Source organism: Synechococcus sp. 8F6 (assembly GCF_002252665.1).
GTDB lineage: Bacteria > Cyanobacteriota > Cyanobacteriia > PCC-6307 > Cyanobiaceae > Cyanobium_A.
Genome location: NZ_NQKZ01000022.1, coordinates 1 through 26,035 on the forward strand (window position 1 = coordinate 1; position 26,035 = coordinate 26,035).

33 protein-coding genes, 2 tRNA genes and 1 pseudogene are annotated in these 26,035 nt (G+C 66.4%); 13 read left to right on the forward strand and 23 right to left on the reverse strand.

Annotated elements, in window-relative coordinates:
• Positions 1–133: transposase (locus tag CJZ78_RS12065; RefSeq protein ID WP_143592842.1), on the reverse strand; the 133-nt coding region annotated here is incomplete at its 3' end.
• 331 nt (positions 134–464) lie between these two features.
• Here CJZ78_RS12065 and CJZ78_RS12070 point away from each other — a divergent pair.
• Positions 465–914, forward strand: a complete 450-nt coding sequence (locus CJZ78_RS12070; protein WP_094561573.1) for a hypothetical protein — start codon at positions 465–467, stop codon at positions 912–914.
• A gap of 21 nt (positions 915–935) precedes the next feature.
• Here the strand turns inward: CJZ78_RS12070 and CJZ78_RS12075 are convergent, their stop codons facing one another.
• The 12 genes from CJZ78_RS12075 to psbB form a co-directional block, all read right to left on the reverse strand.
• Complete coding sequence (locus CJZ78_RS12075; RefSeq protein ID WP_094561574.1) at positions 936–1,538, reverse strand: chromophore lyase CpcT/CpeT; 603 nt, start codon at positions 1,536–1,538, stop codon at positions 936–938.
• 29 nt (positions 1,539–1,567) lie between these two features.
• Entirely contained in the window at positions 1,568–1,816 is a 249-nt protein-coding gene (locus CJZ78_RS12080; RefSeq protein ID WP_094561575.1) for a hypothetical protein, read from the reverse strand.
• A 41-nt stretch (positions 1,817–1,857) separates the two neighbouring features.
• Positions 1,858–1,930: transfer RNA gene (locus CJZ78_RS12085), tRNA-Phe, on the reverse strand.
• Positions 1,921–2,604: a ComF family protein gene (locus CJZ78_RS12090; protein ID WP_094561576.1), complete on the reverse strand. Its 684-nt coding sequence runs from the start codon at positions 2,602–2,604 to the stop codon at positions 1,921–1,923. The genes CJZ78_RS12085 and CJZ78_RS12090 overlap by 10 nt, the downstream gene beginning before the upstream one ends.
• A gap of 39 nt (positions 2,605–2,643) precedes the next feature.
• Positions 2,644–2,910, reverse strand: coding sequence for a DUF2470 domain-containing protein (locus CJZ78_RS12095; protein WP_094561577.1), 267 nt, complete (start codon positions 2,908–2,910; stop codon positions 2,644–2,646).
• Positions 2,911–3,062: 152 nt separating this feature from the next.
• Positions 3,063–4,325, reverse strand: a complete 1,263-nt coding sequence (locus CJZ78_RS12100; RefSeq protein ID WP_094561578.1) for an FGGY-family carbohydrate kinase — start codon at positions 4,323–4,325, stop codon at positions 3,063–3,065.
• Between the two features lie 19 nt (positions 4,326–4,344).
• Positions 4,345–5,592 carry a methionine adenosyltransferase gene (gene metK / locus CJZ78_RS12105; RefSeq protein ID WP_094561579.1) on the reverse strand — a complete coding sequence of 416 codons (1,248 nt, stop codon included), beginning with the start codon at positions 5,590–5,592 and terminating at the stop codon, positions 4,345–4,347.
• Positions 5,593–5,618: 26 nt separating this feature from the next.
• A complete protein-coding gene (locus CJZ78_RS12110) occupies positions 5,619–6,428 on the reverse strand; it encodes an HAD family hydrolase (RefSeq protein WP_094561580.1) in 810 nt (269 codons plus the stop codon).
• 25 nt (positions 6,429–6,453) lie between these two features.
• Positions 6,454–7,554, reverse strand: coding sequence for a 30S ribosomal protein S1 (locus CJZ78_RS12115; protein WP_094561581.1), 1,101 nt, complete (start codon positions 7,552–7,554; stop codon positions 6,454–6,456).
• Positions 7,555–7,689: 135 nt separating this feature from the next.
• On the reverse strand, positions 7,690–8,187 hold the full coding sequence (gene nrdR / locus CJZ78_RS12120) for a transcriptional regulator NrdR (protein WP_094561582.1): 498 nt from the start codon (positions 8,185–8,187) through the stop codon (positions 7,690–7,692).
• A 125-nt stretch (positions 8,188–8,312) separates the two neighbouring features.
• Positions 8,313–8,408 carry a photosystem II reaction center protein T gene (locus tag CJZ78_RS12125; RefSeq protein ID WP_010314684.1) on the reverse strand — a complete coding sequence of 32 codons (96 nt, stop codon included), beginning with the start codon at positions 8,406–8,408 and terminating at the stop codon, positions 8,313–8,315.
• A 24-nt stretch (positions 8,409–8,432) separates the two neighbouring features.
• Positions 8,433–9,995 (reverse strand): photosystem II chlorophyll-binding protein CP47, encoded by a 1,563-nt coding sequence (gene psbB, locus CJZ78_RS12130; RefSeq protein WP_094561583.1) that lies wholly within the window; start codon positions 9,993–9,995, stop codon positions 8,433–8,435.
• Between the two features lie 116 nt (positions 9,996–10,111).
• On the opposite strand from psbB, the gene CJZ78_RS12135 reads away from it, so the two are divergent.
• Together CJZ78_RS12135 and psbM are read left to right on the forward strand one after the other, a co-directional pair.
• Positions 10,112–10,570: a 2Fe-2S iron-sulfur cluster-binding protein gene (locus tag CJZ78_RS12135; protein WP_094561599.1), complete on the forward strand. Its 459-nt coding sequence runs from the start codon at positions 10,112–10,114 to the stop codon at positions 10,568–10,570.
• A gap of 48 nt (positions 10,571–10,618) precedes the next feature.
• Entirely contained in the window at positions 10,619–10,726 is a 108-nt protein-coding gene (gene psbM, locus CJZ78_RS12140) for a photosystem II reaction center protein PsbM (protein WP_015109223.1), read from the forward strand.
• A gap of 22 nt (positions 10,727–10,748) precedes the next feature.
• On the opposite strand, the gene CJZ78_RS12145 is transcribed toward psbM, so the two are convergent.
• Positions 10,749–11,597, reverse strand: a complete 849-nt coding sequence (locus CJZ78_RS12145; protein ID WP_094561584.1) for a universal stress protein — start codon at positions 11,595–11,597, stop codon at positions 10,749–10,751.
• Between the two features lie 110 nt (positions 11,598–11,707).
• On the opposite strand from CJZ78_RS12145, the gene CJZ78_RS12150 reads away from it, so the two are divergent.
• The 5 genes from CJZ78_RS12150 to CJZ78_RS14245 all read left to right on the forward strand — a co-directional run bounded on the left by CJZ78_RS12150 (position 11,708) and on the right by CJZ78_RS14245 (position 15,051).
• Positions 11,708–12,148, forward strand: coding sequence for an acyl-CoA thioesterase (locus CJZ78_RS12150; RefSeq protein WP_094561585.1), 441 nt, complete (start codon positions 11,708–11,710; stop codon positions 12,146–12,148).
• A 175-nt stretch (positions 12,149–12,323) separates the two neighbouring features.
• Positions 12,324–13,364 (forward strand): DNA-processing protein DprA, encoded by a 1,041-nt coding sequence (locus CJZ78_RS12155; protein WP_233128774.1) that lies wholly within the window; start codon positions 12,324–12,326, stop codon positions 13,362–13,364.
• A 9-nt stretch (positions 13,365–13,373) separates the two neighbouring features.
• Positions 13,374–14,252, forward strand: coding sequence for a peptide chain release factor N(5)-glutamine methyltransferase (prmC, locus tag CJZ78_RS12160; RefSeq protein ID WP_094561587.1), 879 nt, complete (start codon positions 13,374–13,376; stop codon positions 14,250–14,252).
• A gap of 40 nt (positions 14,253–14,292) precedes the next feature.
• Positions 14,293–14,877 (forward strand): Sua5/YciO/YrdC/YwlC family protein, encoded by a 585-nt coding sequence (locus CJZ78_RS12165; RefSeq protein WP_233128775.1) that lies wholly within the window; start codon positions 14,293–14,295, stop codon positions 14,875–14,877.
• 9 nt (positions 14,878–14,886) lie between these two features.
• Complete coding sequence (locus CJZ78_RS14245) at positions 14,887–15,051, forward strand: hypothetical protein (protein ID WP_198953903.1); 165 nt, start codon at positions 14,887–14,889, stop codon at positions 15,049–15,051.
• Positions 15,052–15,064: 13 nt separating this feature from the next.
• On the opposite strand, the gene CJZ78_RS12170 is transcribed toward CJZ78_RS14245, so the two are convergent.
• The 5 genes from CJZ78_RS12170 to minD form a co-directional block, all read right to left on the reverse strand.
• On the reverse strand, positions 15,065–15,616 hold the full coding sequence (locus CJZ78_RS12170) for a hypothetical protein (RefSeq protein ID WP_143592920.1): 552 nt from the start codon (positions 15,614–15,616) through the stop codon (positions 15,065–15,067).
• 87 nt (positions 15,617–15,703) lie between these two features.
• Positions 15,704–15,775: transfer RNA gene (locus CJZ78_RS12175), tRNA-Thr, on the reverse strand.
• Between the two features lie 34 nt (positions 15,776–15,809).
• Positions 15,810–16,022, reverse strand: a complete 213-nt coding sequence (locus CJZ78_RS12180) for a response regulator transcription factor (RefSeq protein WP_094561590.1) — start codon at positions 16,020–16,022, stop codon at positions 15,810–15,812.
• Between the two features lie 51 nt (positions 16,023–16,073).
• A complete protein-coding gene (minE, locus tag CJZ78_RS12185; protein WP_094561591.1) occupies positions 16,074–16,382 on the reverse strand; it encodes a cell division topological specificity factor MinE in 309 nt (102 codons plus the stop codon).
• A gap of 5 nt (positions 16,383–16,387) precedes the next feature.
• Entirely contained in the window at positions 16,388–17,206 is an 819-nt protein-coding gene (gene minD, locus CJZ78_RS12190) for a septum site-determining protein MinD (RefSeq protein ID WP_094561592.1), read from the reverse strand.
• Between the two features lie 116 nt (positions 17,207–17,322).
• Between minD and CJZ78_RS12195 the strand changes: the two genes are divergently transcribed.
• The 3 genes from CJZ78_RS12195 to CJZ78_RS12205 are packed head-to-tail and all read left to right on the forward strand — an operon-like array spanning position 17,323 to position 19,533.
• Complete coding sequence (locus tag CJZ78_RS12195; RefSeq protein ID WP_094561593.1) at positions 17,323–18,354, forward strand: phospholipase D-like domain-containing protein; 1,032 nt, start codon at positions 17,323–17,325, stop codon at positions 18,352–18,354.
• Positions 18,347–18,931, forward strand: a complete 585-nt coding sequence (locus CJZ78_RS12200) for a chromate transporter (protein ID WP_233128776.1) — start codon at positions 18,347–18,349, stop codon at positions 18,929–18,931. Before CJZ78_RS12195 ends, CJZ78_RS12200 begins: the two co-directional genes overlap by 8 nt.
• A complete protein-coding gene (locus CJZ78_RS12205) occupies positions 18,928–19,533 on the forward strand; it encodes a chromate transporter (protein ID WP_094561594.1) in 606 nt (201 codons plus the stop codon). Before CJZ78_RS12200 ends, CJZ78_RS12205 begins: the two co-directional genes overlap by 4 nt.
• Here the strand turns inward: CJZ78_RS12205 and minC are convergent.
• The 3 genes from minC to ctpZ are packed head-to-tail and all read right to left on the reverse strand — an operon-like array spanning position 19,523 to position 22,782.
• Positions 19,523–20,269, reverse strand: coding sequence for a septum site-determining protein MinC (gene minC / locus CJZ78_RS12210; protein ID WP_233128777.1), 747 nt, complete (start codon positions 20,267–20,269; stop codon positions 19,523–19,525). The genes CJZ78_RS12205 and minC overlap by 11 nt on opposite strands.
• 36 nt (positions 20,270–20,305) lie before the next feature.
• Positions 20,306–21,547, reverse strand: coding sequence for an HD domain-containing protein (locus CJZ78_RS12215; protein ID WP_094561595.1), 1,242 nt, complete (start codon positions 21,545–21,547; stop codon positions 20,306–20,308).
• Between the two features lie 2 nt (positions 21,548–21,549).
• On the reverse strand, positions 21,550–22,782 hold the full coding sequence (gene ctpZ, locus CJZ78_RS12220) for a carboxyl-terminal processing protease CtpZ (RefSeq protein WP_094561596.1): 1,233 nt from the start codon (positions 22,780–22,782) through the stop codon (positions 21,550–21,552).
• Between the two features lie 95 nt (positions 22,783–22,877).
• Between ctpZ and petB the strand changes: the two genes are divergently transcribed.
• Complete coding sequence (gene petB / locus CJZ78_RS12225) at positions 22,878–23,561, forward strand: cytochrome b6 (protein WP_094561597.1); 684 nt, start codon at positions 22,878–22,880, stop codon at positions 23,559–23,561.
• Between the two features lie 88 nt (positions 23,562–23,649).
• Positions 23,650–24,132, forward strand: coding sequence for a cytochrome b6-f complex subunit IV (petD, locus tag CJZ78_RS12230; RefSeq protein ID WP_094561598.1), 483 nt, complete (start codon positions 23,650–23,652; stop codon positions 24,130–24,132).
• 69 nt (positions 24,133–24,201) lie between these two features.
• Here the strand turns inward: petD and CJZ78_RS12235 are convergent.
• Positions 24,202–25,664: pseudogene (locus CJZ78_RS12235) on the reverse strand (glycoside hydrolase 100 family protein).
• Positions 25,665–26,035: the final 371 nt, after the last annotated feature.

A 26,035-nucleotide genomic window follows, 5' to 3' on the forward strand; every position in this document is an offset into this window, starting at 1 on the left:
AGGCCTTTCTCCAGTTGTAGAGGCTGGCCACGTGAATGCCCAGCTCTGCTGAAATCTGGGAAACGCTCTGGCGGTTCGGCGGAGTCATACGCCTCCTCACATCAGCCTTAAAGGCCTCGCTGTAACGACGCATTGCCCTGCTCCATCAAGCCCCCTGGTGAAAAAAGTGGTCGGGTTGGAGAGGCGTCAACTTTCCTGGCAGAGGGGGCAGCTTGCGATCGAGCAATGACCCGAGCTTTTGAGGCATTCCCTGGCCAATGCGAATTGGCTTGCAAGCACCGCTTTGCATGCGCATTGGTTTGGTCGCTTTGCATCTGTCATGGGGGGGCGCCCCTTTGTCTTGTTTGACTGGTTCACAAGGCTTTGTGAATCGTTGCAAATACTGCGCGGCAGGCTCTGGTCCGTCTGGACCTAGCGCTCACGGGCTGCGCCGATACCATCCGCCCATCCCATCGGCACTGGTTATGTCTGTTGATCTAAAGGTTGCAGACTTCACCCAGCGGCTGGCCAACCAGCTGCAGACCCTTTCTGAGGTGGCTGAAACCCTCACCTTCCGGCTGCTCGAGCTGGAGGAGCGACTGGTGGCGCAGGAGTTGAAGGTGGAGCCGTTGCTGGATGGCTCCGCTTCCGGTTTCGGGGTGGTGGCCGAAGACACGGAGCTGCGGCTCGGTGAAACGGAGGATCGCCTGGCTCAGTTGGAGGGCCTGCTTAGCGGGCTGGAGAGCACGGGGGCGGCCCGCCACCTGCGCTCCATTGCTCCTGCAGTAGTCCCCGCCGTTGCGCCCATGGAAGAGGAGGCCGTGATGGAGGAGCCCCCCAGCGAGGATCCATTTCTCGATGACGCGGAGCAGGCCTTTGCCGATGAGCCCCTGTTTGCCGAGGAACAGCCGTTCCTCGATGAGCTGAGTGCCTGAGGGGTTGATGCCTTCGCTGGTTCAGCGGCTGAAGGCTTCCCTCCAGCTGTCGGGGATCTCGGTGCTGTAGTCGTCGGTGCGGGTGAATTCAAAGGGCCCTGGCAGCGAGCCCCAGAGGTGCTCGTGGGTCACTGGGTCGTGGCCGCGGTCGATGGTGCGCATGTTATCGCGATGCAGCTCGAGGCGGCTCACCAGGTAGGAGGTGGTCCCTTTGCGGTCCACCAGGCAACGGCAGCCCGGCTCCACCTCACCCACAAAGCCATCACCCTCTTCCCGCACCACGTAGGCACATCCCTCGAGGGGCCGTAGATCCTCCGCTTGGATCAGGCTGCGGCGTTCGGCATCCTCCACTGCACCCCAGAAGCGTTGGTCGTCCACCAGGGACTGGTTGCGGATGATCAGCTGATCCCCCTGACGCTCGGCCCGCAGCACCCGAGTGCGGTAGGGCGCCGCAGGGTTGATCGCGTAGCTCTGCTCGAGCAGCAAGGAACCCGGCTCCAGTTGGGGAAGCGGACGAAACTTGACCAGGATGTGGGCGTAGAGGGGCGGGTTCTCGAAAGCCTGCTCCTGGTTGCTGAAGCCACCGCTCAGCATCCGCACCAACCGCTCCAGTGAGCTCTCCATCACGCCAGACCGTGCCTCCGCGCCTGAAGCTACTGGCTCAGCCCCGTCAGCCCTAAGAGCCTTAGCCGGAAACCCGCCACCTGGCGGGCCAGGGTGGGGTCGTTCTGCAGGAAGGGGTGCTCGGCCAGGCGTTCCAGCATCAGCTCAACTTTGGCTGCGGGGTCGAGGCCATGGTGGGGGTCGCGTTGCTCGTGCTGCTTCCAGGCTTCATCGAAGGCCTGGGCAAAGCTGTCGGCGTTGTTGAACAGCCGATTGGAGTCTGCTGGTGGCTCGCGCATGGTGTTAGGAAAACGCGCCTGGGCCGCAGCCAGTCGAACAATGCCAGGACCCAGATTTGAACTGGGGACACGGCGATTTTCAATCGCCTGCTCTACCAACTGAGCTATCCCGGCCTGTCGCCGTAGCGACTTTTGGATCTTAGATCACGGCGCTGCCAGGGGGTGCGGGCCAGGCAGGCCATGCCGGCCACGCACCACCCCTGCTCACGCAGGGCCGATGCGGCGGCGCAGGCGGTGGCGCCTGTGGTGAGGATGTCGTCGATCAGCAGCACCGGTGGGCGGGGCCGGCGCCGCAAGGTTTCGGGGGCGACGCAGCGGAAGGCACCGGCCTGGTTGGCCCAGCGCAGCTCGCGGCCCAGGTGGTGCTGGCCCAGCACCGCCCGACTGCGTTCGAGCAGGGGCGACTGCTGCCAACCCAGCCGCCAGCTCAGGGCCCGGCCCAGCAGACCCGGCAGGGGGTTCGCCCGTTGTTTCCAGCTGGGGATCGGCACCAGCAGTGGCGGCTGCTCCCAGGCTTCGGCAGCAAGGGCGTCGGCCAGGTGCTCCACCAACACCCCCACCAGGGGTGGCTGTGGATGTTTGCGTAGCTCCAGCAGTTGCCGGCGCACAGCGCCTTCATACAGGCCCGCCGCCCACCAGCGCAGGGGCCCGGCGCCCTGGAATCCGCCCGGTGGCAATGCCGCGGCTAGATCGGCGCGCAGCTTGGGCGGTTGGGCGATCCAGTGCAGGGGCAACAGCCGGAGCAACCCTGCGGCCAGGGGGGAGGGGCCGGTGGGCCAGGCAGCCATGGCGGGTGGACGCGGCACTGGCTGCAGGATTCCCACGCCCTAGCGGGGCATGGCCCGCAGCATGGCCACCAGGGTGCGGTGCGCGTCGTCGCTGTCGCTGAGGGTGTGCTCGAAGCGCACCTCCACCATCTGGCCATCCACCTCCAGCTGCATCGCCTCCGGCCCCACGGCAACCATGCGTGCCGCCGTGGCGGCCTCGATGCCGGCGTAATGGCGGGCGTAGGCGACCACCGCTTCGGCGTGGTCGTCGTTCATGTGTTTGCAGATCCGATCGCTCACGGCGGGGGTGAGGGGGTCGGCGGCCATGGCGCTGCGCAGCGGGGGTGTGGCCGGATTCTGGCGTCAGCCGGCTCCGAAGCGCTGCCAGAGCAGGATGCCCAGGCGAATGGCACTGAAGCTCACATACCCCGCCAGCACCACGAACACCCCCATCGAGATCACCGAGCGCAGGCGGTCGTTCATGGCGGGGGAAGAATGGTTGCTGCCAGTCTGGCCATGCCGAGGGCCGCGGACAGCCCAGGGCGGTTCAGCACCGGAACCCCCAGGCTCTGCTGCCGCAGCTGGCGCCACTGGGGGTTTCGGGCACCACCCCCCAGGGTGATCACTCGCTCCAGGGGCGGTGCGCCGGCTGCGCGCAAGCGCTGCCAGCCAGCCTGCTCGATGGCGGTGAGCCCCTCCAGCAGGGCCTGGAGGTAGCGCCCATCGCTGATCGGGCGGGGCTCGAGCACCGGCTGCAGGTTGGGATCGTCCACCGGAAAGCGCTCCCCGCGGGCCGGCAAAGGGCGCAGCTGCAGCCCCGTAGGCTGGCTGGGATCGATCTGACGGCTGAGTTCGGCGATTTGCCCGTCGCTGAAAAAGCGCCGCAGGATGCCCGCTCCAGCATTGGAGGCACCGCCCACCAGCCAGCGTCCGGCGACGCGGTGGCAGCTGATCCCCTCCCCCTCAATCGGCTTGGGGCTGAACTGCTTGAGCACCAGGGTGGTGCCGAGCACGGTGATGCCATCGCTACTGCGGGGCTCCACCGCAAGTACGCCGGCATTGGCGTCGGTGCTGCCGGCCACCACTTGGGCGCTGGGCGGCAGGCCCAGGGCGGCGGCGGCAGCCGGGGCCAACGGGCCCAGGCAGGCGCCGCTGGCGCAGATCTCCGGCAGAGCGGATGCCCACGGCTGCTCGGCGATCGCCCCACTCCAGCGCTGTCGCTGCAGATCCCAGCCCAGTCGCAGGTTGTTGCCTTCCTCACCCCGGCGCCAGTTGCCCAGCAGCCAGCCCATCAGCCAGTCGGCCTGGTGACGCAGCAGCCAGGGCCCCGCTGCGCCGCTGTGCTCAGCCTCGGCCAGCAGGTGCAGGGCCCGGGCCAGGCTGCCGCTGGCACTGGCGGCCGGGCCTCCAGCGGCAAGGGCCGCAGCGGCTGGGGCTTGCCCGGCGCAGCAGCGGTGATAGGGCAGGGCTAGGCCCAGGGCCCCTGGGGCCGGCTGGCCATCGGGGCGGCACAGCAGCAGGGTGCCGGAGGTCCCGGCGATGGCGATAGCCTCCACCCGGCTGCGCAGGGCGGATGGCAGCCGGGCGCAGAGCAGCACCAGGCCGTTCACCCAGCTCCAGGGGTCTTCGAGGCGGGTGGGGTAGGGGCTGGTCTCTTCCCGCAACGCTGCGCCGCCAGGTTCGACCAGGGCGATCCGCAGCCCGCTGCTGCCAAGATCCACCCCCAGCGCCAGCGTCGTCATCGCTGGCTGGTCAACGGTGTCAGGCCGCGACCTGGGCGGCGGTTGCCTGCTTCAGGGTGGCGGCGATCGCCTCCACGTTTTCCCAGGGCAGATTGAGGTCGCTGCGGCCGAAGTGGCCGTAAGCGGCTACATCTTGGTAGAAGCGGCCGCCACGCTGCTGGGGCAGCTGGCGCAGACCGAAGGTTTCGATGATGGCGCCGGGGCGCAGGTCGAAATGCTCCTGCACCAGGGCGGTGAGGTCGGCGTTGCTGATCGCGCCGGTGCCGAAGCTCTCCACCAGGATGCTCACGGGCTTGGCCACGCCGATGGCGTAGCTCAGCTGCACTTCCACCTTGCGGGCCAGGCCCGCGGCCACCAGGGCTTTGGCCACATAGCGGGCGGCATAGGCGGCGGAGCGATCCACCTTGGTGGGGTCCTTGCCGGAGAAGGCCCCGCCGCCGTGGCGTGCGTAGCCGCCGTAGGTGTCGACGATGATTTTGCGGCCGGTGAGGCCAGCATCGCCCTGGGGGCCGCCCACCACGAATTTGCCGGTGGGGTTCACCAGGAAACGGGTGTCAGCCTGGCTGGGTTTGAGGCTCAGATCGGCGGTGGCGGGCTCCACCACGTGCTGCCAGAGGTCGGCGGCGATGCGCTCCCGCATGGCCTTCTCCTCCGAGATGCCATCGATCTCGGCGGTGTGCTGGGTGGAGATCAGGATCGTGTCGATCGCCACGGGCTGATCGTTTTCGTACACCACGCTCACCTGAGTTTTGCCGTCAGGCAGCAGGTAGCCGAGCGTGCCGTTGTGGCGCACTTCCGCCAGGCGCCTCGCCAGCCTGTGGGCCAGGCTGATCGGCAGGGGCATCAGCTCCGGCGTCTCGTTGCAGGCGTAGCCAAACATGATCCCCTGGTCGCCTGCCCCCACCAGATCCAGTGGGTCACCGTCGTGGTCGTCGGCCTCGTTCACCCCCTGGGCGATGTCGGGCGATTGTTGATCCAGGGCCACCAGCACGGCGCAGCTGTGGGCATCGAAGCCACCGGCGCGGGCTCCGCTGTAGCCGATCTGGTTGATCACGCCCCGCACCAGGGTGTTGAAGTCGACCCGGGCGTTGGTGGTGACTTCGCCGGTGATCAGGCAGAGGCCCGTGTTCACCACGGTCTCGCAGGCCACCCGCGAGGCCGGATCTTGGGCGAGCAGGGCGTCGAGTACCGCATCGCTCACCTGGTCGCAGATTTTGTCGGGGTGCCCTTCGGTGACGGATTCGGAGGTGAAAACGTAGCGGCTCATCCGGCCTTGATCAACGTGAGGCCAGCCTATGCGCTGGTTGTCTGCACCTTCAGCTCATTCCAATGGCTTAGGCAAGCAAAGCTGGGATCGAGCGGTGGGGCCACGGTCCAACCCGCCCCATAGCCGAGCACAACCGGCACCCCCGCTTGCCGGGCCATGCGCAGGTCACTGTTGGCATCGCCGATCAAGGCGCAGCGCTCCACCGCCACGCCGAGGGCGGCGCAGAGGGCTTGCACCGCGGCCGGGTCGGGCTTGCGGGGGCTGTGGTCGGCGCTCCACAACCCCTGAAAACGGGAGCTGAGCTCCTGACTGGCCAGGAACGCCTCGATGCCCGGGCTGTCATCGTTGCTGATCACCGCGCAGGCCACCGCGGCTTCGCCTAAAGCCTCCACCAGGGTGTGCAGCCCGTCGGTGGCGATCGGCTGATGCTGGCTGCCCTGCCCATGCAGGCCATCGGTGGCCGCGAAGATGGCTTCGCTGAGCTCGAGCGCCTCGGGCCAACCCAGCCCGACCAGGGCCAGGGCCGTGGCGGTGGAGATCAGGTTGTGGGCCCGGGAGCCGACGGCCGTGGCGCCAGCGGGGTGGATGGACTGCTCGCTCAGCCCATAGGCGCGCTGCAGCAGGTCAGTCAGCGCGTCGGTCTGGGTAGTCGGCAGTTCCGGATGGCGTTGCTGCAGCAACCTGCGGGCATGAAAAACCCTGGCCGAAGCCAGGGCATGGAGCATGGGCTCACTGATCGAGAGGGTGCCGTCCTTGTCGAACAGCACCGCGTCGATCTGGTGGGGATGGCCGGTGGCATCAGCCAGGATCTGGCCCCGCAGGAGCAGTTGTGCCATCGGAGAATCGAGGGGGGTCGAGCCCTCAGTCGAGGGTGACGCCCATCGGCTCGTTGTCTTCGGCTTGCTCCAGCAGCATCTGCTTGTAGCGGGCGGCCATCTCCTCGGCCTTCTCAAACACCTTCTGGGGATCGGTGAGCATGTCGCCGGGCTCTGGCTCGAGGGCCTTGGTGGACAGGGAGATGCGGCCCCGCTCGGCGTCGAGGTCGATGATCATCACCTTCATCTGATCGTTCACGTTGAGCACCGTGTGCGGCGTCTCGATGTGCTCGTGGCTGATCTCGGAGATGTGCAGCAGGCCGCTGACGCCACCGATGTCGATGAAGGCGCCGTAGGGCTTGATGCCGCGCACGGTGCCCAGCACCACTTCGCCCACCTCGAGGCGGTTCATCTTGCGCTCCACCAGGGCGCGGCGATGGCTGAGCACCAGGCGGTTGCGCTCCTCGTCCACCTCCAGAAACTTGAGGGGCAGGAAGTCGGCCACCAGCTCTTCCTTCGCCTTGCGGGTGCTGATGTGGCTGCCGGGGATGAAGCCGCGCAGACCTTCCACCCGCACCAGCGCACCACCGCGGTTGGTGGCAAACACTTCGCTGTAAATGGTGGCGTCTTCCTTCTGCAGCTGACGCACCCGCTCCCAGGCCCGCTGGTACTCAATGCGGCGAATGGAGAGCGAGAGCTGGCCGTCCTCGTTCTCCTCACTCATGATGAAGAACTCCCGGATCTCCCCGGGCTGGAGCACGTCGCTCAGGCCCTCGACCCGGTTGATCGACACCTCCTGCAGGGGCATGAAGGCGGCTGTCTTGGCGCCGATGTCGATCATGGCGCCCTTCGACTCGAGGGCAAACACGGTGCCGTTAACGACGTCGCCGGGCTTGAAGTTGTAGTCGTACTTGCTCAGCAGCGACGCAAATTCATCGAGCGTGAAGCCCACGCCATCGACGTCGTTGCGGGATGCGGCGCGGCTGCTGGGGTCGTCGGCGGTGGGAACCTCTTCCGGAATGGCCAGGTCGAGATCGTCGGCCGTCTCAGCGGCGAGATCGAGGTCGGCCTCGGCACTGACAGCGTCGCTGCTGAGCGATGGCGTGCTGAGCGCTTCAGTGGTGGCGTCGGAAGGGGTCACGGTCATGGAAGGTTGGCGGCCTGCCGAGGGCAGTGCGAAGGATTGGACGATCTGCCCGCCAGCAGACACAGTCCGATCCGTCACTGTACCAACGTGAGCGGCCCCGGTTGGTGACGTGATCAGGCTGGCTTGGCGACGTGCTCAGCCGATGGCCGCCAGGCTCGGCTGGCCGCGCAGGTGGCTACCGCTGCGTTTGTGCAGGCCTTCAAGGGTGGCGACAAAGTCGCTGATCCCCTGGAATTGCCGATACACCGACGCAAAGCGGACGTAGGCCACTTCGCTCATCTCGCTGAGATGTTGCAGCACCAGCTCGCCGATTTCGCCACTGGTCACCTCGCGCCCGCTGCGCTGTTGCAGCTGCAACTCGATTTCGTCGACCACCCCTTCCAGTCGTGCGGGCTCAAGGCCGGTTTTTTCGCAGGCCCGCAGCACACCGTGCAGCAATTTGGCCCGGTTGAAGGTTTCCCGGCTGGAGTTGCGCTTCACCACGGTGATGGGCACCGTTTCCACCCGTTCATAGGTGGTGAAACGAAATTCGCAATTGAGGCATTCACGCCGTCGTCGCACACTGCGCCCGCTGTCGGCTGCCCGAGACTCGAGCACCCGGCTGTCGGTGTGTTGGCAAGAGGGGCATTGCATCCCCGAACGTCCGGGCGTGTTTCTCAAGTTTAGACAGCGTTTTTTCATTTGGAAAGGCCTGCTTTTCTGTTTGCGGCAACAAAAAAGCCCCTGCCGGGGCAGGGGCTTGGCTCAGAGATGGCCAATTATTTGCCGATCTTCGGGGGATCGCGAAAGGCGATGGCAAAGAAAAGCGTGGAAATGGCCAGAGCCAGGATCAGGATGTAAGCGAAGCTTTCCATGGATGTCCTCGAGGGTTCTGGCGGTCAGCTGAGGGTCGTCGTGCCGGCAGGGGGCACGTAGCCCTCTGGCAGACGACGGGTGGACTTGTCGCCCAGTTTCTGGAACAGACCGAATTCCACCTGCTCACCAAGATCCGGATCAATGCCGGCGAACACATCTCGGTAGAGGGTGCGGGCGCCGTGCCAGATGTGGCCGAAGAAGAACAGCAACGCGAAGGTGGCGTGGCCGAAGGTGAACCAGCCGCGGGGTGAGCTGCGGAAGGTGCCGTCCGAGTGGTAGGTCTCGCGATCGAACTCGAAGGCTTCACCCAGCTGGGCCTTGCGGGCCAGCCGCTTGACGTCGGCGGGATCGGTGAAGGTCTGACCGTTCAGAGCACCGCCATAAACGGTGGCGGTGACGCCCGTTTGCTCGAAGGAGTACTTGGCTTCAGCCCGACGGAAGGGGATGTCGGCTCGCACGATGCCTTCCTGGTCCTGAAGAACCACAGGGAAGTTCTCAAAGAAGTTGGGCAGACGGCGCACTTCAAGGTCGCGGCCGTCCTTGTCGGTGAAAGAAATGTGGCCGATCCAGCTGGTGGGCAGGCCATCACCATTCACCATCGGGCCGACGCGGAACAGACCGCCCTTGGCAGGGCTGTTGCCCACGTAGTCGAAGAAGGCGAGTTTCTCAGGAATCGACGCGTAGGCCTGCTCCTTGGTAGCGCCGTTGTCCAGGGCCGTTTGCACGCGGCGGTTGATTTCCGCCTTGAAATAGCCCTGGTCCCACTGATAACGGGTGGGGCCGAACAGCTCGATCGGGGTGGCGGCAGCGCCGTACCACATCGTGCCGGCCACGATGAAGGCAGCAAAGAACACCGCGGCGATGGCCGACGCCAGCACGGTTTCGATGTTGCCCATGCGCAGGGCCTTGTAGAGGCGCTCTGGCGGACGGGTGGTGATGTGGAAGATGCCAGCGATGATGCCCACAATGCCGGCGGCGATGTGGTGGGCCACGATGCCGCCAGGGTTGAAGGGGTTGAAGCCTTCAGGACCCCACGAGGGTTGCACCGGTTCTAGATGTCCGGTGATTCCATAGGGGTCGCTGACCCACATGCCTGGGCCAAACACACCGGTGAGGTGGAAGGCGCCGAAGCCAAAGCAGGCGAGGCCGGCAAGCAGCAGGTGGATGCCAAAGATCTTGGGAAGATCGAGGGCCGGCTCCCCGGTGCGGGGGTCTTGCCAGATCTCGAGATCCCAGTAGGTCCAGTGCCAGATGGCGGCCAGGAAGAGCAGGCCGCTGAAAATGATGTGGGCAGCAGCCACACCTTCGAAACTCCAGAAGCCGGGATCGACTCCGGTTTCTCCGGTGATGCTCCAGCCACCCCAGCTGCCGGTTACGCCGAGACGGGCCATGAAGGGCATGACAAACATGCCCTGGCGCCACATCGGGTTGAGCACCGGGTCGGAGGGGTCAAAGATGGCGAGCTCATAGAGCGCCATGGAGCCGGCCCAGCCGGCAACCAGGGCGGTGTGCATGAGGTGCACGGCGAGCAGTCGGCCCGGGTCGTTGATCACGACCGTGTGCACCCGATACCAGGGCAATCCCATGGGGGGTAGTTCTGGGTGGGTTGGGCGATCGTAAGGGGAGCCCAGGCCACCGCGCGGCCGAGGTAACGGACCGCAACGGCCTGACCCACAATGGAGATCGCAGCAGCTCGTTTCCCATGCCCGTCATCCGGTTTGTGCGCGAGGGGCGTGACGTGGAGTGCTACCCCGGTGAAAACTTGCGGGAGGTGGCGCTGCGCGAGGGAATTCAGCTCTATGGGCTCAAGGGAACCCTGGGCAACTGTGGGGGGTGCGGCCAGTGCATCACCTGCTTTGTGGCCATTCCAGAGGGAACGGGCAGCCAGGTGCTGAGCGGCCGCACCCCTGTGGAAGACCTGAAGCTGAAGCGGCGTCCCCAGAACTGGCGGCTGGCCTGCCAGGCCCTGGTGCAGGACTCATTGCTGGTGCTGACGCGTCCCCAGGTGGGGTTGGCGGATCAGGACGCTCTGCTGGAGGCAGCTCTGGCCCGGCCTCTGCCCCCCGGCCCCACGGCCTGGCCCACTCCACCGGAGCTGGAAGACGACGATGGGGAGCCAGAGGAGCAGGGGCCAACCGCAACGAGCGATGAAGCCTCCTGAAACCCGCCCATTTGGCGGTGATACCCTCCCAGAACTTCCCTTTCAGCCATGGAAACCAACGATCTCGGCTTTGTTGCCAGCCTGCTGTTCGTTCTGGTTCCCGCGGTCTTTTTGATCATCCTGTACATCCAGACCAACAGCCGTCAGGGGGGCTGAGCCCGGAGGGCGGAAGGGCTCTTTAGCGGCGCCCTTCCGGTTCGCGCACCAGCAGCACCGGTGCCGGGGCGTGCACCCGGATGTAGTCACTCACCGAGCTGCCCAACAGGCGGTCGATGTCGACCAGCCCCCGGGCCACCACAGGTCGTCGGTCCTGGGAGGCGATGACCAGCAGGTCGGCCTTGAGTTCTTCGGCCGCAGCACACACGGTGCGTCCCACATCGCCGCTGCGATGCAGCGCCTTCAGTTCCACGCCGTAGCCCCGGGCCCGTTGGGTTGCCTTTTCGAGCACCTCATCGGCGGGGGATTTGCCCCCCCGTGAGGGGGTGATGTCTTGGCGGGTGACATGCACCCCGGTGAGGCTGCCACCCGGGATCTCACGCACCAGTTCACAGGCCAGCTTGAGGGCGTCATCCCCCACGCCGGTGCCATCGATGGTCACCATCAGCCGGTTGATGTGGCGCACGTAGAGGTCGTCGCGCACCAACAGCATCGGCCGGGTCGACAATTGAAAGACGTATTGGCTGGCGCTGTTGCTGAGAATCGCTTGCAGCCGGCTCATGCCGCGGGAGCCCATCACGATCAGATCGCTGTCGAGTTGATCGGCCACCTTCAGAACGGTCTGCTTGGTGTCGCCCTGGCGAATGATCGTGTTCACCTCGCTGGGGTTGAGACCCATGCGCTGCACGGCGTCCGCAGCGATGGCGGCGGCCTGTTGGGAGTGTTCGGTGAAGCTCTCGCCCGCCTGCTCAGGCACCACGTGCAACAGGTTGATCCGGGCCTGGCGAACGGCGGGGATGTCGCGCAGCATGCGCACCATCTCCTCCACATGGCCCTTGCCGGAATCGGCGATTAAAACGTTGCGAAACACGGGGACGACTCAATGAAGCAGGCTCTCCGCAAGCCTATGGCCGATCCCTGGAGCCCTGTCGTCTGCTGTGCAGACCGTGATGGTCGGGCCGGGTTGCGGGGGTTCCAGCCATGAAGGCCTTGGCCGGATGGTTGCTGGAGCGGCGGGTGCTGCCCCAGCACACTGATCACGCGGGCGTGATGTGGCATGGCGCCTATTTGGGCTGGCTTGAGGAGGCTCGGGTGGAGGCCCTGGCGGCTGCGGGGCTGGCCTACAGCGATCTCTCGGCCCAGGGGCTGGAGTTGCCGGTGGTGCGGTTGAGCATCGATTACAAGCAGGCCCTGCTCCACGGCGATGTGGTGCAGATCTGGAGTGAGGTGCTGCCGCGTCGTGGTTTGAAGTTGCCCTGGCGCAGCCGGTTTGTGGCGGCGGATGGGGGTGTGGCCGCCGAGGCGCAGGTGGACCTGGTGCTGGTGGCCGGGGTGGCCGGCTCGGACCAGCGCCGGTTGCTGCGCCGGCTGCCGGCAGATTTGGAGGCCGCGGTGGCAGCCCTGGAGCGCGGCCCGCTCTAGGATCAGTACATCTGTACTGAAAGCGGGTATGGCGGGGCGGGGTCGGGCTCGGGGGCTGGGTCTGGGGCTGGGTCTGGGGCTGTTGAGGGCGGCCGATCGCCAAGGCTGGAATCGGGAGCAGCGTCTCTGGTGGTTGTTGTGGTCGGGGTGTCCGGGTATCGGCTTGAGCCGATTGATGGCCATCCGCGACAGCTTCTGCGGCTGGGCGGCGGCCTGGGCCTCGCCGACGGAGGCCTTTGCGGCCCTGGCGGGCTTGGGCCCCGCCAGCTGCCGTCAGTTGGAGCGCTACCGCACCCACTGGGGGCCTGATCCCTTGCCCCGCTTGGCCCACCAGCTCCACGGCGGCAGGCGGGTGGTGCTGCCCGCCGATCCCGCTTTCCCGCCAGCGTTGCTCGACTTGGAACGCCCGCCCCTGCGGCTGCATTGGAGCGGGCGCGGCTGGCTGTGGCCGCTGTTGCATCGCCGGCAGGCCATCGCCGTGGTGGGCACCCGCCGGCCGTCCCGCCATGGCGAAGCCATGGCGGAGGCGATCGGTGCGGCCCTGGCCCAGGCCGGCTGGCCGGTGGTGAGTGGCCTGGCGGAGGGGATTGATGGGGCGGTGCATCGGGGATGCCTGGCCCACGGGGGCCGGCCCGTGGCGGTGCTGGGCACCCCGTTGGAGCGGGTGTATCCGCGCCATCACGAGGCTCTCCAGGCCGAGGTGGCCGCTGAAGGATTGTTGGTGAGTGAGTTGCCCGCGGGCACGGCGGTGCAGGCCGGCCATTTCGCGGCGCGCAATCGTCTTCAGGTGGGGCTCGCCCAGGCCGTGGTGGTGGTGGAGTGCCCGCTGCGCAGCGGCGCCCTGCATTCGGCCACCCTGGCGATGCGCCAGGAGTTGCCGCTGTGGGTGGTGCCAGCCGATGCCGGCAAAGCCTCAGCAGCGGGCAGCAATCGGCTGCTCGCTCAAGACGCCACGGTGCTGCTGGAGCCCGCCGATCTGATCCGCCAGCTCGGGCCGGGCCCTTTGGCCCCGGCCGATGCACTCCCTCCGTCGCAGGCGCAGGCTCTGGGCACGGTGGATCCGGCTCTGGTCTCGGCCCTAGGGCGCGGCGCCTCCCTGGAGCAGCTCTGCCTTGCGCTTGATCAGCCTGCGGCCGTGCTGGCTGCCCGCCTGCTGGCCCTCGAGCTACGGGGGCAGGTGCGGGCTGAGCCGGGGCTGTGTTGGCGCCCGATCTAGCATCGATCCATGCAACAGGTGCAGCTCGATGGTGAGCAGTGGTTGGCCTGGCGGCGGCGGCAACTGGCCCTAGGGGGTACCCCCGCAACCTTCGATTGGCTAGTGGACCTGGCCGGTGGTCTCTCCTGGCAGCAGCAGCAACAGCTGAGGCTCTCTCCCCAGCAACCGGTGCGGCTGACCTGTGGGCTGTCGCGGCTCGAGGCCCTCTGGCAACGCCATCTCGACACCGCTGAGCCCCTGCAATATCTGGTGGGCCTTTGTCCGTGGCGGGATCTGGAGCTTGCTGTCGCTCCTGGTGTGCTGATTCCGCGGCAGGAAACCGAGCTATTGGTGGAGCTGGCCCTTGCGCTGCTGGGCCAGGCCTGCCCCGGCCGTTGGGCCGACCTCGGCACCGGTTCGGGTTGCTTGGCCCTCGCATTGGCGCTGACCTGGCCGCACAGCCACGGCATGGCCGTTGATTGCAGTGCCGTGGCGTTGCAGCAGGCGGCCCACAATCTGGAGCGGGGCGGGGTGAGCGAGCGGGTGCAGCTCCTGCAGGGCAGTTGGTGGCAGCCCCTGCGCCCCTGGTGGGGCGGGTTGGAGCTGGTGGTGAGCAATCCTCCCTACATCCCCACGGCGGTGTGGGCTGGCTTGGATCCGGTGGTGCGGGATCACGAGCCGGCCCTCGCCCTCGATGGTGGCCCCGATGGGCTTGATGCCCTGCGCGCGATCGCAAAGGAGGCGGCCGCCGCCCTGGCGCCCGGCGGGTTGCTGGTGTTGGAGCACCATCACGACCAGAGTGAGGCGGTGATGGCTCTGCTGGCCGCAGCGGGGCTCGAGCAGGTTCAGGCCCATGTTGATCTGGAGGGCCAGCAACGCTTTGCTTCAGCGCGCCATGGACTCACCTGACGACACACCGGCGATGGGGTCTGATTCCGCACCGAGGGCGTTGCCAGCCCCAACCCTCTCCGCCCCGGCTCTGGCCGATCAGTTGCAGCGCGGCTCAGCGGTGTTGTTTCCCACCGACACCCTGCCGGCTCTGGCGGCGTGCCCCAACCAGGCCCACCAGCTGTGGACCCTCAAGCAGCGCCCGCCCGATAAGCCCGTGATCCTGATGGCAGCCAGCTCCGAGCTGTTGCTGGCTGCGCTCGGGTTGCCGCTGCAGCCCGCCTGGCTGGAGATGGCGGCCTGGGCCTGGCCTGGTGCGGTCACCCTGGTGTTGCCGGCCACCGGGCCAGTGGCGGCAGCCTTGAACCCTGGCGGCGCCAGCCTGGGCCTGCGCCTGCCGGCCAGCCCCGAAGCCCTGGCTCTGCTGCAGCTCTCGGGCCCCCTGGCCACCACCAGCGCCAATCTCTCCGGTTGCCCGGCCGCCACGACTGCCGAGCAGGCTGCCCAGCAATTTCCTCAGGTTCCCCGTCTGGCGCCGTTGCCATGGCCGATGGCTGGCGGCCAGGCCAGCACGGTGCTGGCCTGGGGGGAAACGGGGCAGTGGCAGGTGCTGCGCGCCGGTGCTCTACTGCCACCAGGGATCTAGCGCAAGTTGATGGCCGCCCTTGCTCTGATGGTGCTCCTGGCGGTGGCGGCGTTCCACTGGTTCATGCAGCCGCTGCTGCACCTGCTGCCGGTGCTAATGGAGTTGTCGTTCCTGCCGTGGGCGCTGTTGGCTCTGGGGCTGTGGTTGTTGGCCGGGCGCCCGGTTGGGCCTTAAGCGAGCCTTCGGGTTAAGGGGTTTTGGTGCGGGGTGCGCTGGCGCTGCCCTTGGCCGGGCTGGCTGCTGGCGCTGCAGGCGTGGCCGGGATCGGTTTGGCGTTGGCACAGAGATGGGCCACCATCAGGTCTTCGCCGCCCTGGCTTTTCGACTCCTCCTGCGACAGCGGCAGCCGCCATTCCCCCCAGGCGCCCTGGGCGCCTTGATGACTCACCCGCAGGGTCTCGCAGTGCACCGCTACCTTGCTGGTCACCTCCGGCGCGCCACAGATGCTGGTGGTGGTGCGGACGCCGCCCTCCGCCACCCTCCAGGCACTCCAGTCGTAGCGGCAGCTGCCGAAGCTTTTCCAGCGGGGGGCTTTGAGTTGTCGGATTTTGTCGAGCAGAACCTGCTCCTTGGCGCTGGTTTGCCCCCCTCCGGCGGCGGCTGGTTTGCCGTTGGCATCGCTTGGGCTAACGGCCGGAGTTGCCACTGGCGTAGCCCCCTGGGCGTGAACGGCCCTGGTGGATTCCAGCTGCAGGATCAGGGCGACCAGGCCCAGAAGGCTCCAAAGGGGGATGGGCAAGAGAGGCACAACCAATCGGCCCATCCAGATTCGCCCATTCGGCGGCTTCCCACCATGCCGACCCTCCAGGACGGGTGGTCTACCAAGAGCCGGCTAACGGATTTGAACCGATGGCCTTCGCTTTACAAAAGCGCTGCTCTACCACTGAGCTAAGCCGGCCTAGGAGGCAGAAATCCGCTCTCCAATGACGACTTTATCGTTCGGCCAAGGCCCAGAGCAGCAGCTGGGTGCGGCTTTGACAGCCGGTTTTGGCCAGCAGGCTCGACATGTGGCTTTCCACCGTGCGCGGGCTCACGATCAGGGCTGCAGCAATGGCCTTGTTGCTGTGGCCCCGTTCCAGTTCCTGGAGCACGCGCCGTTCTGCGGGAGTGAGTTCCGCATTGGCCATCTGAATCGGCAACGACATCGGGATTCCAAGGGCATCTGCCCCAGGATTCCCACACTGGGCAGCTTGGCCTTAGGGGCCGACTTTGGCCTCCAGAGCGGCGTCAGCCGTGGGAGAGGGTAGCTTGGCGCGCCGGATCGGCAGGTTGGCCACCAGCGCCGTCACCCGGTCTTCTGTTTCGAGGGTCACATCCCCTTCCTCAAAGTCAATTTCGACGTAGCGGCTCACCACCTCGAGGATCTCCCGCCGCATTTGTTGCAACAACTCGGGGTTGAGGTCGCTGCGGTCGTGGGCCAGCACCAGCTGCAGCCGCTCCTTGGCGGTGTTGGCGCTGGCGGGTTGCCGGCCCAGCAGTTTGTTGATCACATCACGCAGGGTCATCGGCTTCAGAAGATCTTGGTTTGCATCAGGCGGCCGATCTTGGCCCGGAGGCCCTGGCGCTCCTTGCTCGGATCGATCAGGGGCACGTCTTCACCCTGGAGGCGGCGGGCCACATTGGTGTAGGCACGCGCCGCCGGCGAGCCGTTGCCATTGAGGGTCAGGGGCTCGCCGCGGTTGGTGCTCACGATCACCTGCTCGTCTTCCAGCACCAGCCCCAGCAGGGGCAGGGCCAGGATGTCGGTGACATCGCTCACCGCGAGCATCTCCTGGTTGGCCATCATCTTTGGCCGCACCCGGTTGAGCACCAGCTGAATGGGCTTGACCCCTTCGCTGTTGAGCAGGCCAATCACCCGGTCGGCATCACGCACCGCCGATACTTCCGGCGTGGTGACCACGATGGCCTCCCGTGCTGCCGCCATGGCGTTCTTGAAGCCGCCCTCAATGCCGGCGGGGGCATCGATCAGCACGTAGTCGAAGTGCTCGCCGAGCATGGCGGCAATCTTCTGCATGTCGTCGGGCTGGAGCCAATCGAGCATGCGGGGGTTGCCCGCCGGCAGCAGCGCCAGATTGGGTTCCTGCTTGTGCTTCACCAGGGCCTGTTCCAGTCGGCAGCTCTCCGAGAGCACCTCCTGGGCGGTGTACACAATGCGGTTTTCCAGCCCCAGCAGTAAGTCGAGGTTGCGCAGGCCGAAGTCGGCATCGAGCACGGCGGTGCGTGCTCCCTGCTTGGCCAGGGCGATGCCGAGATTGGCGGTGAGGGTGGTTTTGCCCACGCCCCCTTTGCCGGAGCAGATCAGGATGTAGCGGGTTGACGCAGCGGCCACGGCGAAGGCTGGATTGCCGGCAGGTTAAGGCCAAAATCCAGGGTTGCAGGTGTTCTAGATGGCATTGCCGCCCCTCCACCAGGGTTTACAACGGGTGGATCTGGCACCCGGTCGGGATGACTGAGCTCACGGACCCGCAGCCGGCTCTACCGCAGGACTATCAACACCATCACCAGCAGCTGCTGGTGATGCCCGACGACGGCGTTGAGGCCGTGGTGGCCCTGATCGACGGGGCCCAGGAGTCGCTGCGGCTCAAGCAGTTCAAGCTCCAGTCGGAGGCCATTGAGCAGGCACTGCTGCGCGCCCACCAGCGCGGGGTGCAGGTGCGGGTGATGCTCAATCCCCACACCTCCGGCGGCGACCGCTGGAACGATGAGGCCCATGCACGGCTTGGCGCCTGGGGCATCGCGGTGGCCTGGACCAGCGAGGCCTTCCCGGTCACCCATGAGAAGTCGCTGGCGGTGGACCGCAGCTGTGCGTTGATCTCCACCTTCAACCTCAGCGACAAATATTTCACCCAAACCCGCGACTACGGCATCGTCAGCTATGCCACCCCGGTGGTGGAAGAGGTGATTGGCGGTTTCGAAGCCGACTGGAATCGCACCTTTTTCCACCCCGACCTCAGCGTGGGGCTGGTGTGGAGCAGCGTGCACAGCCGGGGACAGATGGCTCGGATCATCGACATGGCCCGCGCCACGCTCTGGATCCAGCACCCCAAATTTGTGGATGCCGTGATCCTCGAGCGGATCATTTCCGCCCGGGAGCGGGGCGTGAAGGTGCGCCTGCTCTGCGGCGGTAAGCACGGCATCTCCGACTGGGACATCTACGACACGTTTTCGTCGTTGCGGGTGATGGAGCGCTTCGGCGTGAAGGTGCGGCGCCAGAAGCACTTGAAACTGCACGCCAAGCTGCTGCTGGTGGATGGGGCCTACGCCCAGACCGGCTCCATGAACATCGATCGCAGTGCCTTTGACCTGCGCCGGGAGCTGGGCATCGAATCCGATGCCCCCGAGGTGGTGGCCCGGCTGCGCGCCACATTCCAGGCCGATTGGGAGGCGGCAATGAAATATCACGCCCCCGATCCGCTCGATCCCAGCCTCCATGAGGCGGGCGAACTGCCGCCCGATCCCCATTTCGTGCATGACTGAGCCCGCAGTAACAGCCCCGCCCAGCCCACTGGCCCCTCGCCCCAGCCTGGTCCAGTTGTTCTGGGGCATGCTCCAGGTGGCCCTCTCGGCCTTTGGCGGCGGGCTGTCGGCTTGGAGCCAGCGGATTGTGGTGGAGCAGCGCCGTTGGATGACCAACGAGCAATTCCTCACGGGTCTCACTGTGGCGCGGCTGTTTCCTGGGCCCAACCAAATCAACATGGCTGTGTACATCGGCGCCGACTTCCACGGCCTGACCGGTGCCCTGGTTGCCCTGGCCGGGATGTTGCTGCTGCCCTTCACCCTGTTGATGGCGGTGGGCCTGGCCTACTTCCAGTTCCACGACATCCCTTCGGTTGATCGGGTGCTGGCGGGGGTGGTGGCCGCGGCGGCCGGCATGGCCCTCTCGATGGGCTTCAAGATTCTTGATCAGTATTGGAACGATCGGGTTGCGCAGCTGCTGGCCGCCGGCGTGTTCCTGGCGCTCACGGCCTTGCACGTTCGCCTGATTCCGGTGGTGTTGGTCGCCGGCCCATTGGCGATGGCCTGGTATTGGCCGCGCCGCCCGTCGTCGCCATGAGCCTGGAGCTTGCTGCGGCGGCGGCCGTCTGCGAACCCGCCCCTCTCACCGACCTGGGCACCCTGCTGCAGGTGCTTTGGCAGTTTTTGTCGCTGTCGCTGTTTTCCCTTGGCGGTGGCAACACCCTGCTGGCGGAATACCACCACCTGGCCGTGGCTCAGTACTGCTGGCTGAGCAATGCCCAGTTCGCCGATCTCTACGCCCTGGCCGAAGCGGCGCCCGGGCCGAGTTCGATGTTGGTGGGCTTGCTGGGCCTCGGGGCCAGCTGGCGGGAGGGGCCGCTGTGGGCCCTGCTCACTGCCTACGGCGCCGAAGCCGCCATCCTTCTGCCCTCCACCCTGCTGATGGTGGCGGCCTGCCTGAGCTGGAAGCGACTGGAGCATTCCCCCTGGCGGGTGGCCTTTGAGCGGGGGATGGGGCCGATCACCCTGGGGATCCTGTTTGCCGTGGGGCTCAAGATTCTGCGCACGGCCGACACGAATGTTCCCGGCGTGGTGGTGTCGCTGGTGGTGTGCGTGCTGATGCTGCGCACCCGCCTCTCACCGATCTTGTTTATGGCGGTGGCCGGTGTGCTGGGCGGTCTGGGGGTGATCAACCGCTGAGGGGCCAGGTCGGTTGGGCGGGGTCGATCTGAATGGCTCCATCCACAATCCGGGCCTCTTCGGCCAACCCTGCCGGGGGCAAACCCTCCGGCCCGCGGGCCACCGCTGCGGCGATGCGCAGCTGCAGGGGGCGCAGTTGCAGGGCCACGATGCGGGCCTCGCTGTTGCCTGTGCAGCCGGCATGGGCGATGCCCCGCAGGCGGCCCCACACCAGCACGTGGCCGCCGGCGGAGATCCGTGCTCCGGGGTTCACGTCCCCCAGCAGCAGCACCGTTCCATCCGCTTGTAGGTGGTCGCCGGAGCGCAGCGTGCCCTGGTGCACCAGCAGCCCCGCCTCGCTGGCGCTGGCAGGGGCTTCACGGGCAGCGCCGTTCCCATTGCCGGGGGGATGGGGCCAGTGGCTCTCAAGGCCCAGGCCGGCGGCGGCCACATGGGTGTGGGGATGGCCGCTGGTCAGGGCCACCAGCTGCAGCTGCCGGCTGGCCAGGGTGGCCTGGATTTCGCTGAGCTGGCTGAGGCCGAGGCGCCAGGATCGGGCATCGAGCATCACCGCCCCTTGCACGGGGCCATCGGCGAGCAGGGCTGCGCTCTCAACGGCGCTGCGCACCAGGTTGGCGGCTCCACCTAGCGCCGGGGTGGCCAGGGCGGCATCCACCTGGGGCGCTGGCAGCACCAGCCGGTGGGCCCCCTGGCCCGATCGGTCTGCCGTGAACACGGCGCCACCAGCTGGTTCCATTCCGCCAGGTGATCCCGCGTCCATCAGCACCTCCGCTCAGCGGCCCAGCAATTGGCGCAACTTAGGGGCCACCTCCGCCGGATGGATCAGCCAGGCCAGCTCCACCGGCACGGTGAGGCTTTGCACCAGGGTGGAGCGTTGCTCCAGGGCCTGAAGGCGCTCGCCGTCCCAGATCCGCAGCCCCCCTTTGTAGGGGTGATAGCCGCGGGTTTGGCGCTGCTGCAGGCCGCAGCTGGTTTCGGCACTCAGGCCCTCCGCTTCGCTCAGCTGCCGCGCCGCCGCCAGCAGCTCCAGCCGCTGGGCCGGCTCACAGTGGCTCACATCGGTGGCCTTGAGCAGGCGTCGCTCCAGCAGTCGACGGCAGGGATCCTGCAGCTCGGCCGGCCCCTCCTCCATCCAGCGCATCAGGTGGTAGCCGGTGCGGATGTCGTCGTTGGCCAGGAAGGTCGGCAGATCGAGCTCGCTCGGGTGCCAGAGCCAGCGGTTCATCACCCGATCGGCCCACACCCGCTCGGGCCCGAGCCGACGGGCGGTGGCGATGGCCTGGTTCAGCAGCCAGTTGCACACCACATTGAGGCGGTGGTTGTAAACGCTGCGGTACATCAGATTGCGCACCACCAGGTAGTGCTCCACGGCCATCAACCCCTTGGGGCTGAGGGCCAGCTGGCCATCGGGGGCCAGGGTGAAGGCGGCCAGGATCCGCTCCAGATCCAGCCGGCCATAGGTGGTGCCGGTGCTGTAGCTGTCGCGCAGAAGGTAGTCGAGGCGGTCGCAGTCGAGTTGGCTGCTCACCAAGGCCTGGATGGCCGGGTTGGCATAACGGCCGTGCTCGAGCAGATCGGCCACGGCGCTGGCCGTGCCTGGTGCATGGGCCTCCAGGCGGTCCCGCAGGGCCGGATGCTCCCGGATCAAGCGGCCCGACCAGGCTTCGTGATGCAGCCCATACATTTCTTCGCCGGAGTGGCTTAAGGGGCCATGGCCCACGTCGTGGAGCAGGGCCGCGGCATAAAGCACTCCCCGCTGGGCGGCCAGTTCGGGATGGCGACGCTCCAGCTGCTGCAGGGCCAGCCGGGCCAGGTGCAACACCCCCAGCGAATGGGTGAAGCGACTGGATTCGGCGCCATGGAAGGTCAGGAAGGCTGGCCCCAGCTGGCGCACCCGGCGCAGGCGCTGGAAGGGGGCCGTATCGACCAGGTCGATGGCCAGGGCTTCGGCCGGATCGGCCCCATCCAGGCGGATCGCCCCGTGCAGGGGATCGTGATAGGTGCGTTCCCCCATGGTCAGAGGTTGCCCTCCAGGCAACTGGCCAGTAAGCGGCCGGCCTGCTCCAGCCAGGCGTCGTCGTCGCCGCCAGGATCGAGGGGCTCAGGTTGGGGCAGGGCCAGATCGGGTTCGATCCCCTGGTTCTGGATGTCCCGGCCGCTGGGGGTGAGGTAGCGGGCCACGGTCACGGCCAGCCCGCTGGTGTCGCCCAGGGGGATCAGGGTCTGGATCAGCCCCTTGCCGAAGGTGCGCGACCCCACCAGCTCACTGCGGCCGTTGTCCTGCAGGGCGCCCGCCAGGATTTCGCTGGCGCTCGCCGTGCCGCCGTTCACCAAGGTGAGCATGGGCCCGTCGTAGAGCCGGCCTGGTCTGGCCTGCTGGGGTGAGCTGAGCCCATCGCGATCCTGGGTCTCAACGATGGGTGTGCCATCGAGCAGATCGTTGGCAACGGCAAGGCCCGCACTCACCAACCCGCCGGAGTTGTTGCGCAGATCCAGGATCAGCGCCTCGATGTCTTTGCCGTTGAGGTCGGCCAGGGCTTCCTGCACGTCTTGCGGCACCGGCTCGGAAAACTGGGTGATGCGCAGGTAGCCAAGGGTGTGGTCACCCACCCGCAGCCGCTTGCTGCGCACGGGGCGCAATTCCACCTGGCGGCGCTCCAGTTCCGCCTCCCGCACCTGTCCGGCCACATCCAGCTCCACCAGCACCCGGGAGCCAGACGGCCCCCGCAGGGCGGCGGCCGTTTGCTCCAGTCCCAGCTCTGCGGTGGCCTGGCCATTCACCCGCAGCACTTCGGCGCCGCTGGGGATCTGGGCTTCGGCGGCGGGCGAGCCGTCCAGCGGGGCGATCACCACGATCTGTTGGTCACCGCTGCGCAACCCCAGCTGCAGCCCCACGCCAGTCACCGTGCCCTGGGTGTTGGAGCGCAGGGTGGCGTAGTCGTCGGGCCGCAGCAGCCGGGTGTAGGGATCGCCCAGGGGGGTGAGCATCGCCTCAATGGCGTCGTAGGCGTCGCCGGAGCTTTGGATTGGTTGCTCCAGGGCTTTTTGGCGCAGCCGCTTCCAGTGCACCTGGTCGAAACGCGTGGGATCGACGTAGCTCTGGTTCACCAGGCGCCAGGCATCCACCACCAGCTGCTGGGTGTCGCTCAGGGCCAGCAGCCCGCCGACGGGGGCCGTCAGCAGGGCCAGCACCAGCAGCCCCCCCAGCAGCGGGCGCCACAGCCATGACCAGCCTGGCTTCAAGGTCATTGCAAAGGGTGGAGAAGGCCTGGTGCTGGGGTGCGGGGCACTCACGGGCGGCTCGGCGCGATCGGTAGACTCTCGCAACCAAACCACCCAGCTGCATGGCGAACACACCTGCTGGAAACTCCGGTCAGGCCGCGAACCCGGTTTACAACTGGTTCGAGGAGCGCCTTGAGATCCAGTCGATTGCCGACGACATCTCGGCCAAGTACGTGCCGCCCCACGTCAACATTTTTTACTGCTTGGGCGGCATCACGCTGGTCTGTTTCCTGATCCAGTTCGCCACTGGGTTTGCGATGACCTTCTATTACAAGCCCACGGTGGCTGAGGCCTACGCCTCGGTCCAGTACCTGATGACCGACGTCAGCTTCGGCTGGCTGATCCGTTCGGTGCATCGCTGGAGCGCCTCGATGATGGTGCTGATGCTGATCCTGCACGTGTTCCGCGTCTACCTCACCGGTGGTTTCAAGCGCCCTCGCGAGCTCACCTGGGTCACCGGCGTCACCATGGCCGTCATCACCGTGTCATTCGGCGTCACCGGCTACTCCCTCCCCTGGGATCAGCTCGGCTACTGGGCCGTCAAGATTGTGTCTGGCGTTCCAGCGGCCGTGCCCGTGGTGGGCGACTTCATGGTGGAACTGCTGCGCGGTGGTGAAAGCGTTGGCCAATCGACCCTCACCCGCTTTTATAGCCTCCACACCTTCGTGATGCCCTGGCTGCTGGCCGTGTTCATGCTCATGCACTTCCTGATGATCCGGAAGCAGGGCATTTCCGGTCCCTTGTGACCCATTGATTCGGCGGTCTCCTCCGCCGGTTCATCCCCTCTAGTCTGCGTTCACTGTCCTCAGAGATCCCTGCTCCCGGCACCCCGCCATGCACATCCTCAAGAAGCCCGACCTCACCGATCCCAGCCTGCGCGCCAAGCTCGCCAAGGGCATGGGTCATAACTACTACGGTGAGCCCGCCTGGCCCAACGACCTGCTCTACATGTTCCCGGTGGTAATCCTCGGGACCATCGGCTGCATGGTCGGTTTGGCCGTGCTCGACCCCGCCATGCTGGGTGACAAGGCCGATCCTTTCGCCACTCCGTTGGAGATCCTGCCCGAGTGGTACCTCTACCCGGTGTTCCAGATCCTGCGGGTCGTGCCCAACAAGCTGCTCGGCATCGCCCTGCAGACCATGATCCCCCTGGGTCTGATGTTGGTGCCCTTCATCGAGAGCTTCAACAAGTTCCAGAACCCCTTCCGCCGTCCCGTGGCCATGGGCGTGTTCCTGTTCGGCACCGTGTTCGCGATCTACCTCGGTATCGGCGCAGCCCTGCCTATCGACAAGTCGCTCACCCTGGGTCTGTTCTGATCCGTCCTAAAAGGTTTATTTGAGCCGCGGCCCTGGTCGCGGCTTTTTTGATGGTGATCGCCGCTGGTTTCAGATCAGGCCGCTACTGGCATTGAGATCCAGCAGGGCCACGTCCTCGGGCTTGACCCGCAGGATGTGGTGCAGCAGCAAGAACCCCACGATCGTCCAGGTCTGGTAGGTGCGGGCCTGCTGGCCCACCCAGGTGCCGGTGGGCCCATCGAAGTATTCGGCCCATTGCTGGCGGGGCAATTGGTTGAGTTGGCTCCAGTAGCACTCCTCGAGCATGGCCTTCATCTGGCCCATCAGCAGCACGTCGGCGGCCGGGTGCCGCTGCTCGTGCAGCAAGATCGCCCCGCCGAGATACCAGAGCAAGCTGGGCCAGTGACCGCCGTTGTGGTAGCTCCAGGGCCAGTTTTTGGGATCCGATCCGGTTTTTTCGGCCCACTCCTCCACCTCCATGGGCGGATGGCAGATCCGCATCGGCATCTGCGCCATGAGGTGTTGGCGGTTGTGCAGCACCAGGCGGAACAGGGCCCGTTGTTGGGGGGCTGTCAGCAAGCCGAATAGGCAACCCAGGGAATTGCCAAGGCTGTAGAAGCGGAAGTCGGGTCGCCCGGTGCGCATGTTGCCGACTAAGTAGCCGCCGCGGTTTTCCAGCCAGTCCTGCAACCAGGGCGGCACCACCTGGGGCTGCACGTTGAATTCGTTTTCGTGTTGCTGGTCTCCGTATTGCTCGGTGGGTCGGCGCCGCAGCACCTGCATGGTTTTGCTGGTCACCCAGTAATGCTTGAGCAGGAAGGAGCGCAAGTCGTGCAGCCACTGGCGGGTGAGCACGAGCCGTTGGTCGAGCAGCCGGCTCATGGAGCCCGTCTGGGCCAGTTCCATCAACTGGCAGCAGCTGCGCAGGCAGCCAAACAACAGCACCTCCACTTCCAGCGGTGCGCCCCACACGTCCATGGGGCGATCAATCATGAAGGCGCAGTCGGGCACGAACAGCACCGGGGTGCCCTCAAAGGTGGGGTGCAACACCAGATCCAGCAGCAGTTGCACGCCCCGTTGCACCTTCTGGCTGGCGCCGAATTCCACGTCGCGGCTGTGCTGCACGTAGAGCCAGCACAGCACCGGCCATTAGAGGCTGGCGTCCACCGAGCTGATCCGGCCGATCGAGCGCTGTCCGTAGTCGGCGACCAGCACGCCGTTTTGTTCCACGAAGCTGGTGGGGAACACCCCCCGGGTCTGGTAGGTGCTGCTCTGCAGATCGAGGCACACCGTCAGGAAGTTGCGCACGATCTCGAAGCGCCCCTGCACCAGCACAGGTAGAGCATCACCGGCACGTTGTCCCGCAGGAACACCTCGCCGTAGTTGGCGGCGGCACTTTTGTTGGGGTGCTCCAGTGCGGCGACGGAGCCGACCAGTTCGCCGCGAACCCGCACCAAGGTGCGTTCGAAGTGCTCTCGGGCGCTGGCCACAACTGCTTCTTCCTTGGAGCTGGGGCGAACCCGCAGCTGCTCCTGGCTGAAATGCCTTCCCATGGCCGCACCATAGAAGCGCCAACCGATTTGGTCAGCAGCACTGTGCTGCAGGGGCTTTGGCTAATTCCGCTGTCGCCTGCGACACCATTTCTTGCGGTCTGGGCGGCTGAGGTGTTATGTTTTTGGACTGCGCGCAAGGGGAAACCCGAAAGCGAGCAGGCTTATGGCAGAAGGAGGCGAGAGCCGACGGTGTTGTAAGTTTTCTGAGTCGCCGGGAGGCGACGTTTCGCCTAGAGCTCCCGAGAGGGGGAGGAAGCGGAAGCACCTGGACAACCGAAAAGTTTAGGAACTGACGCTTTCACTGCGTCATGCCGAAGCTGGGAGCCTGCACCGCCTGAGAGGGAGGGTGTTGGAGCCAGTGGAAGAGCCGA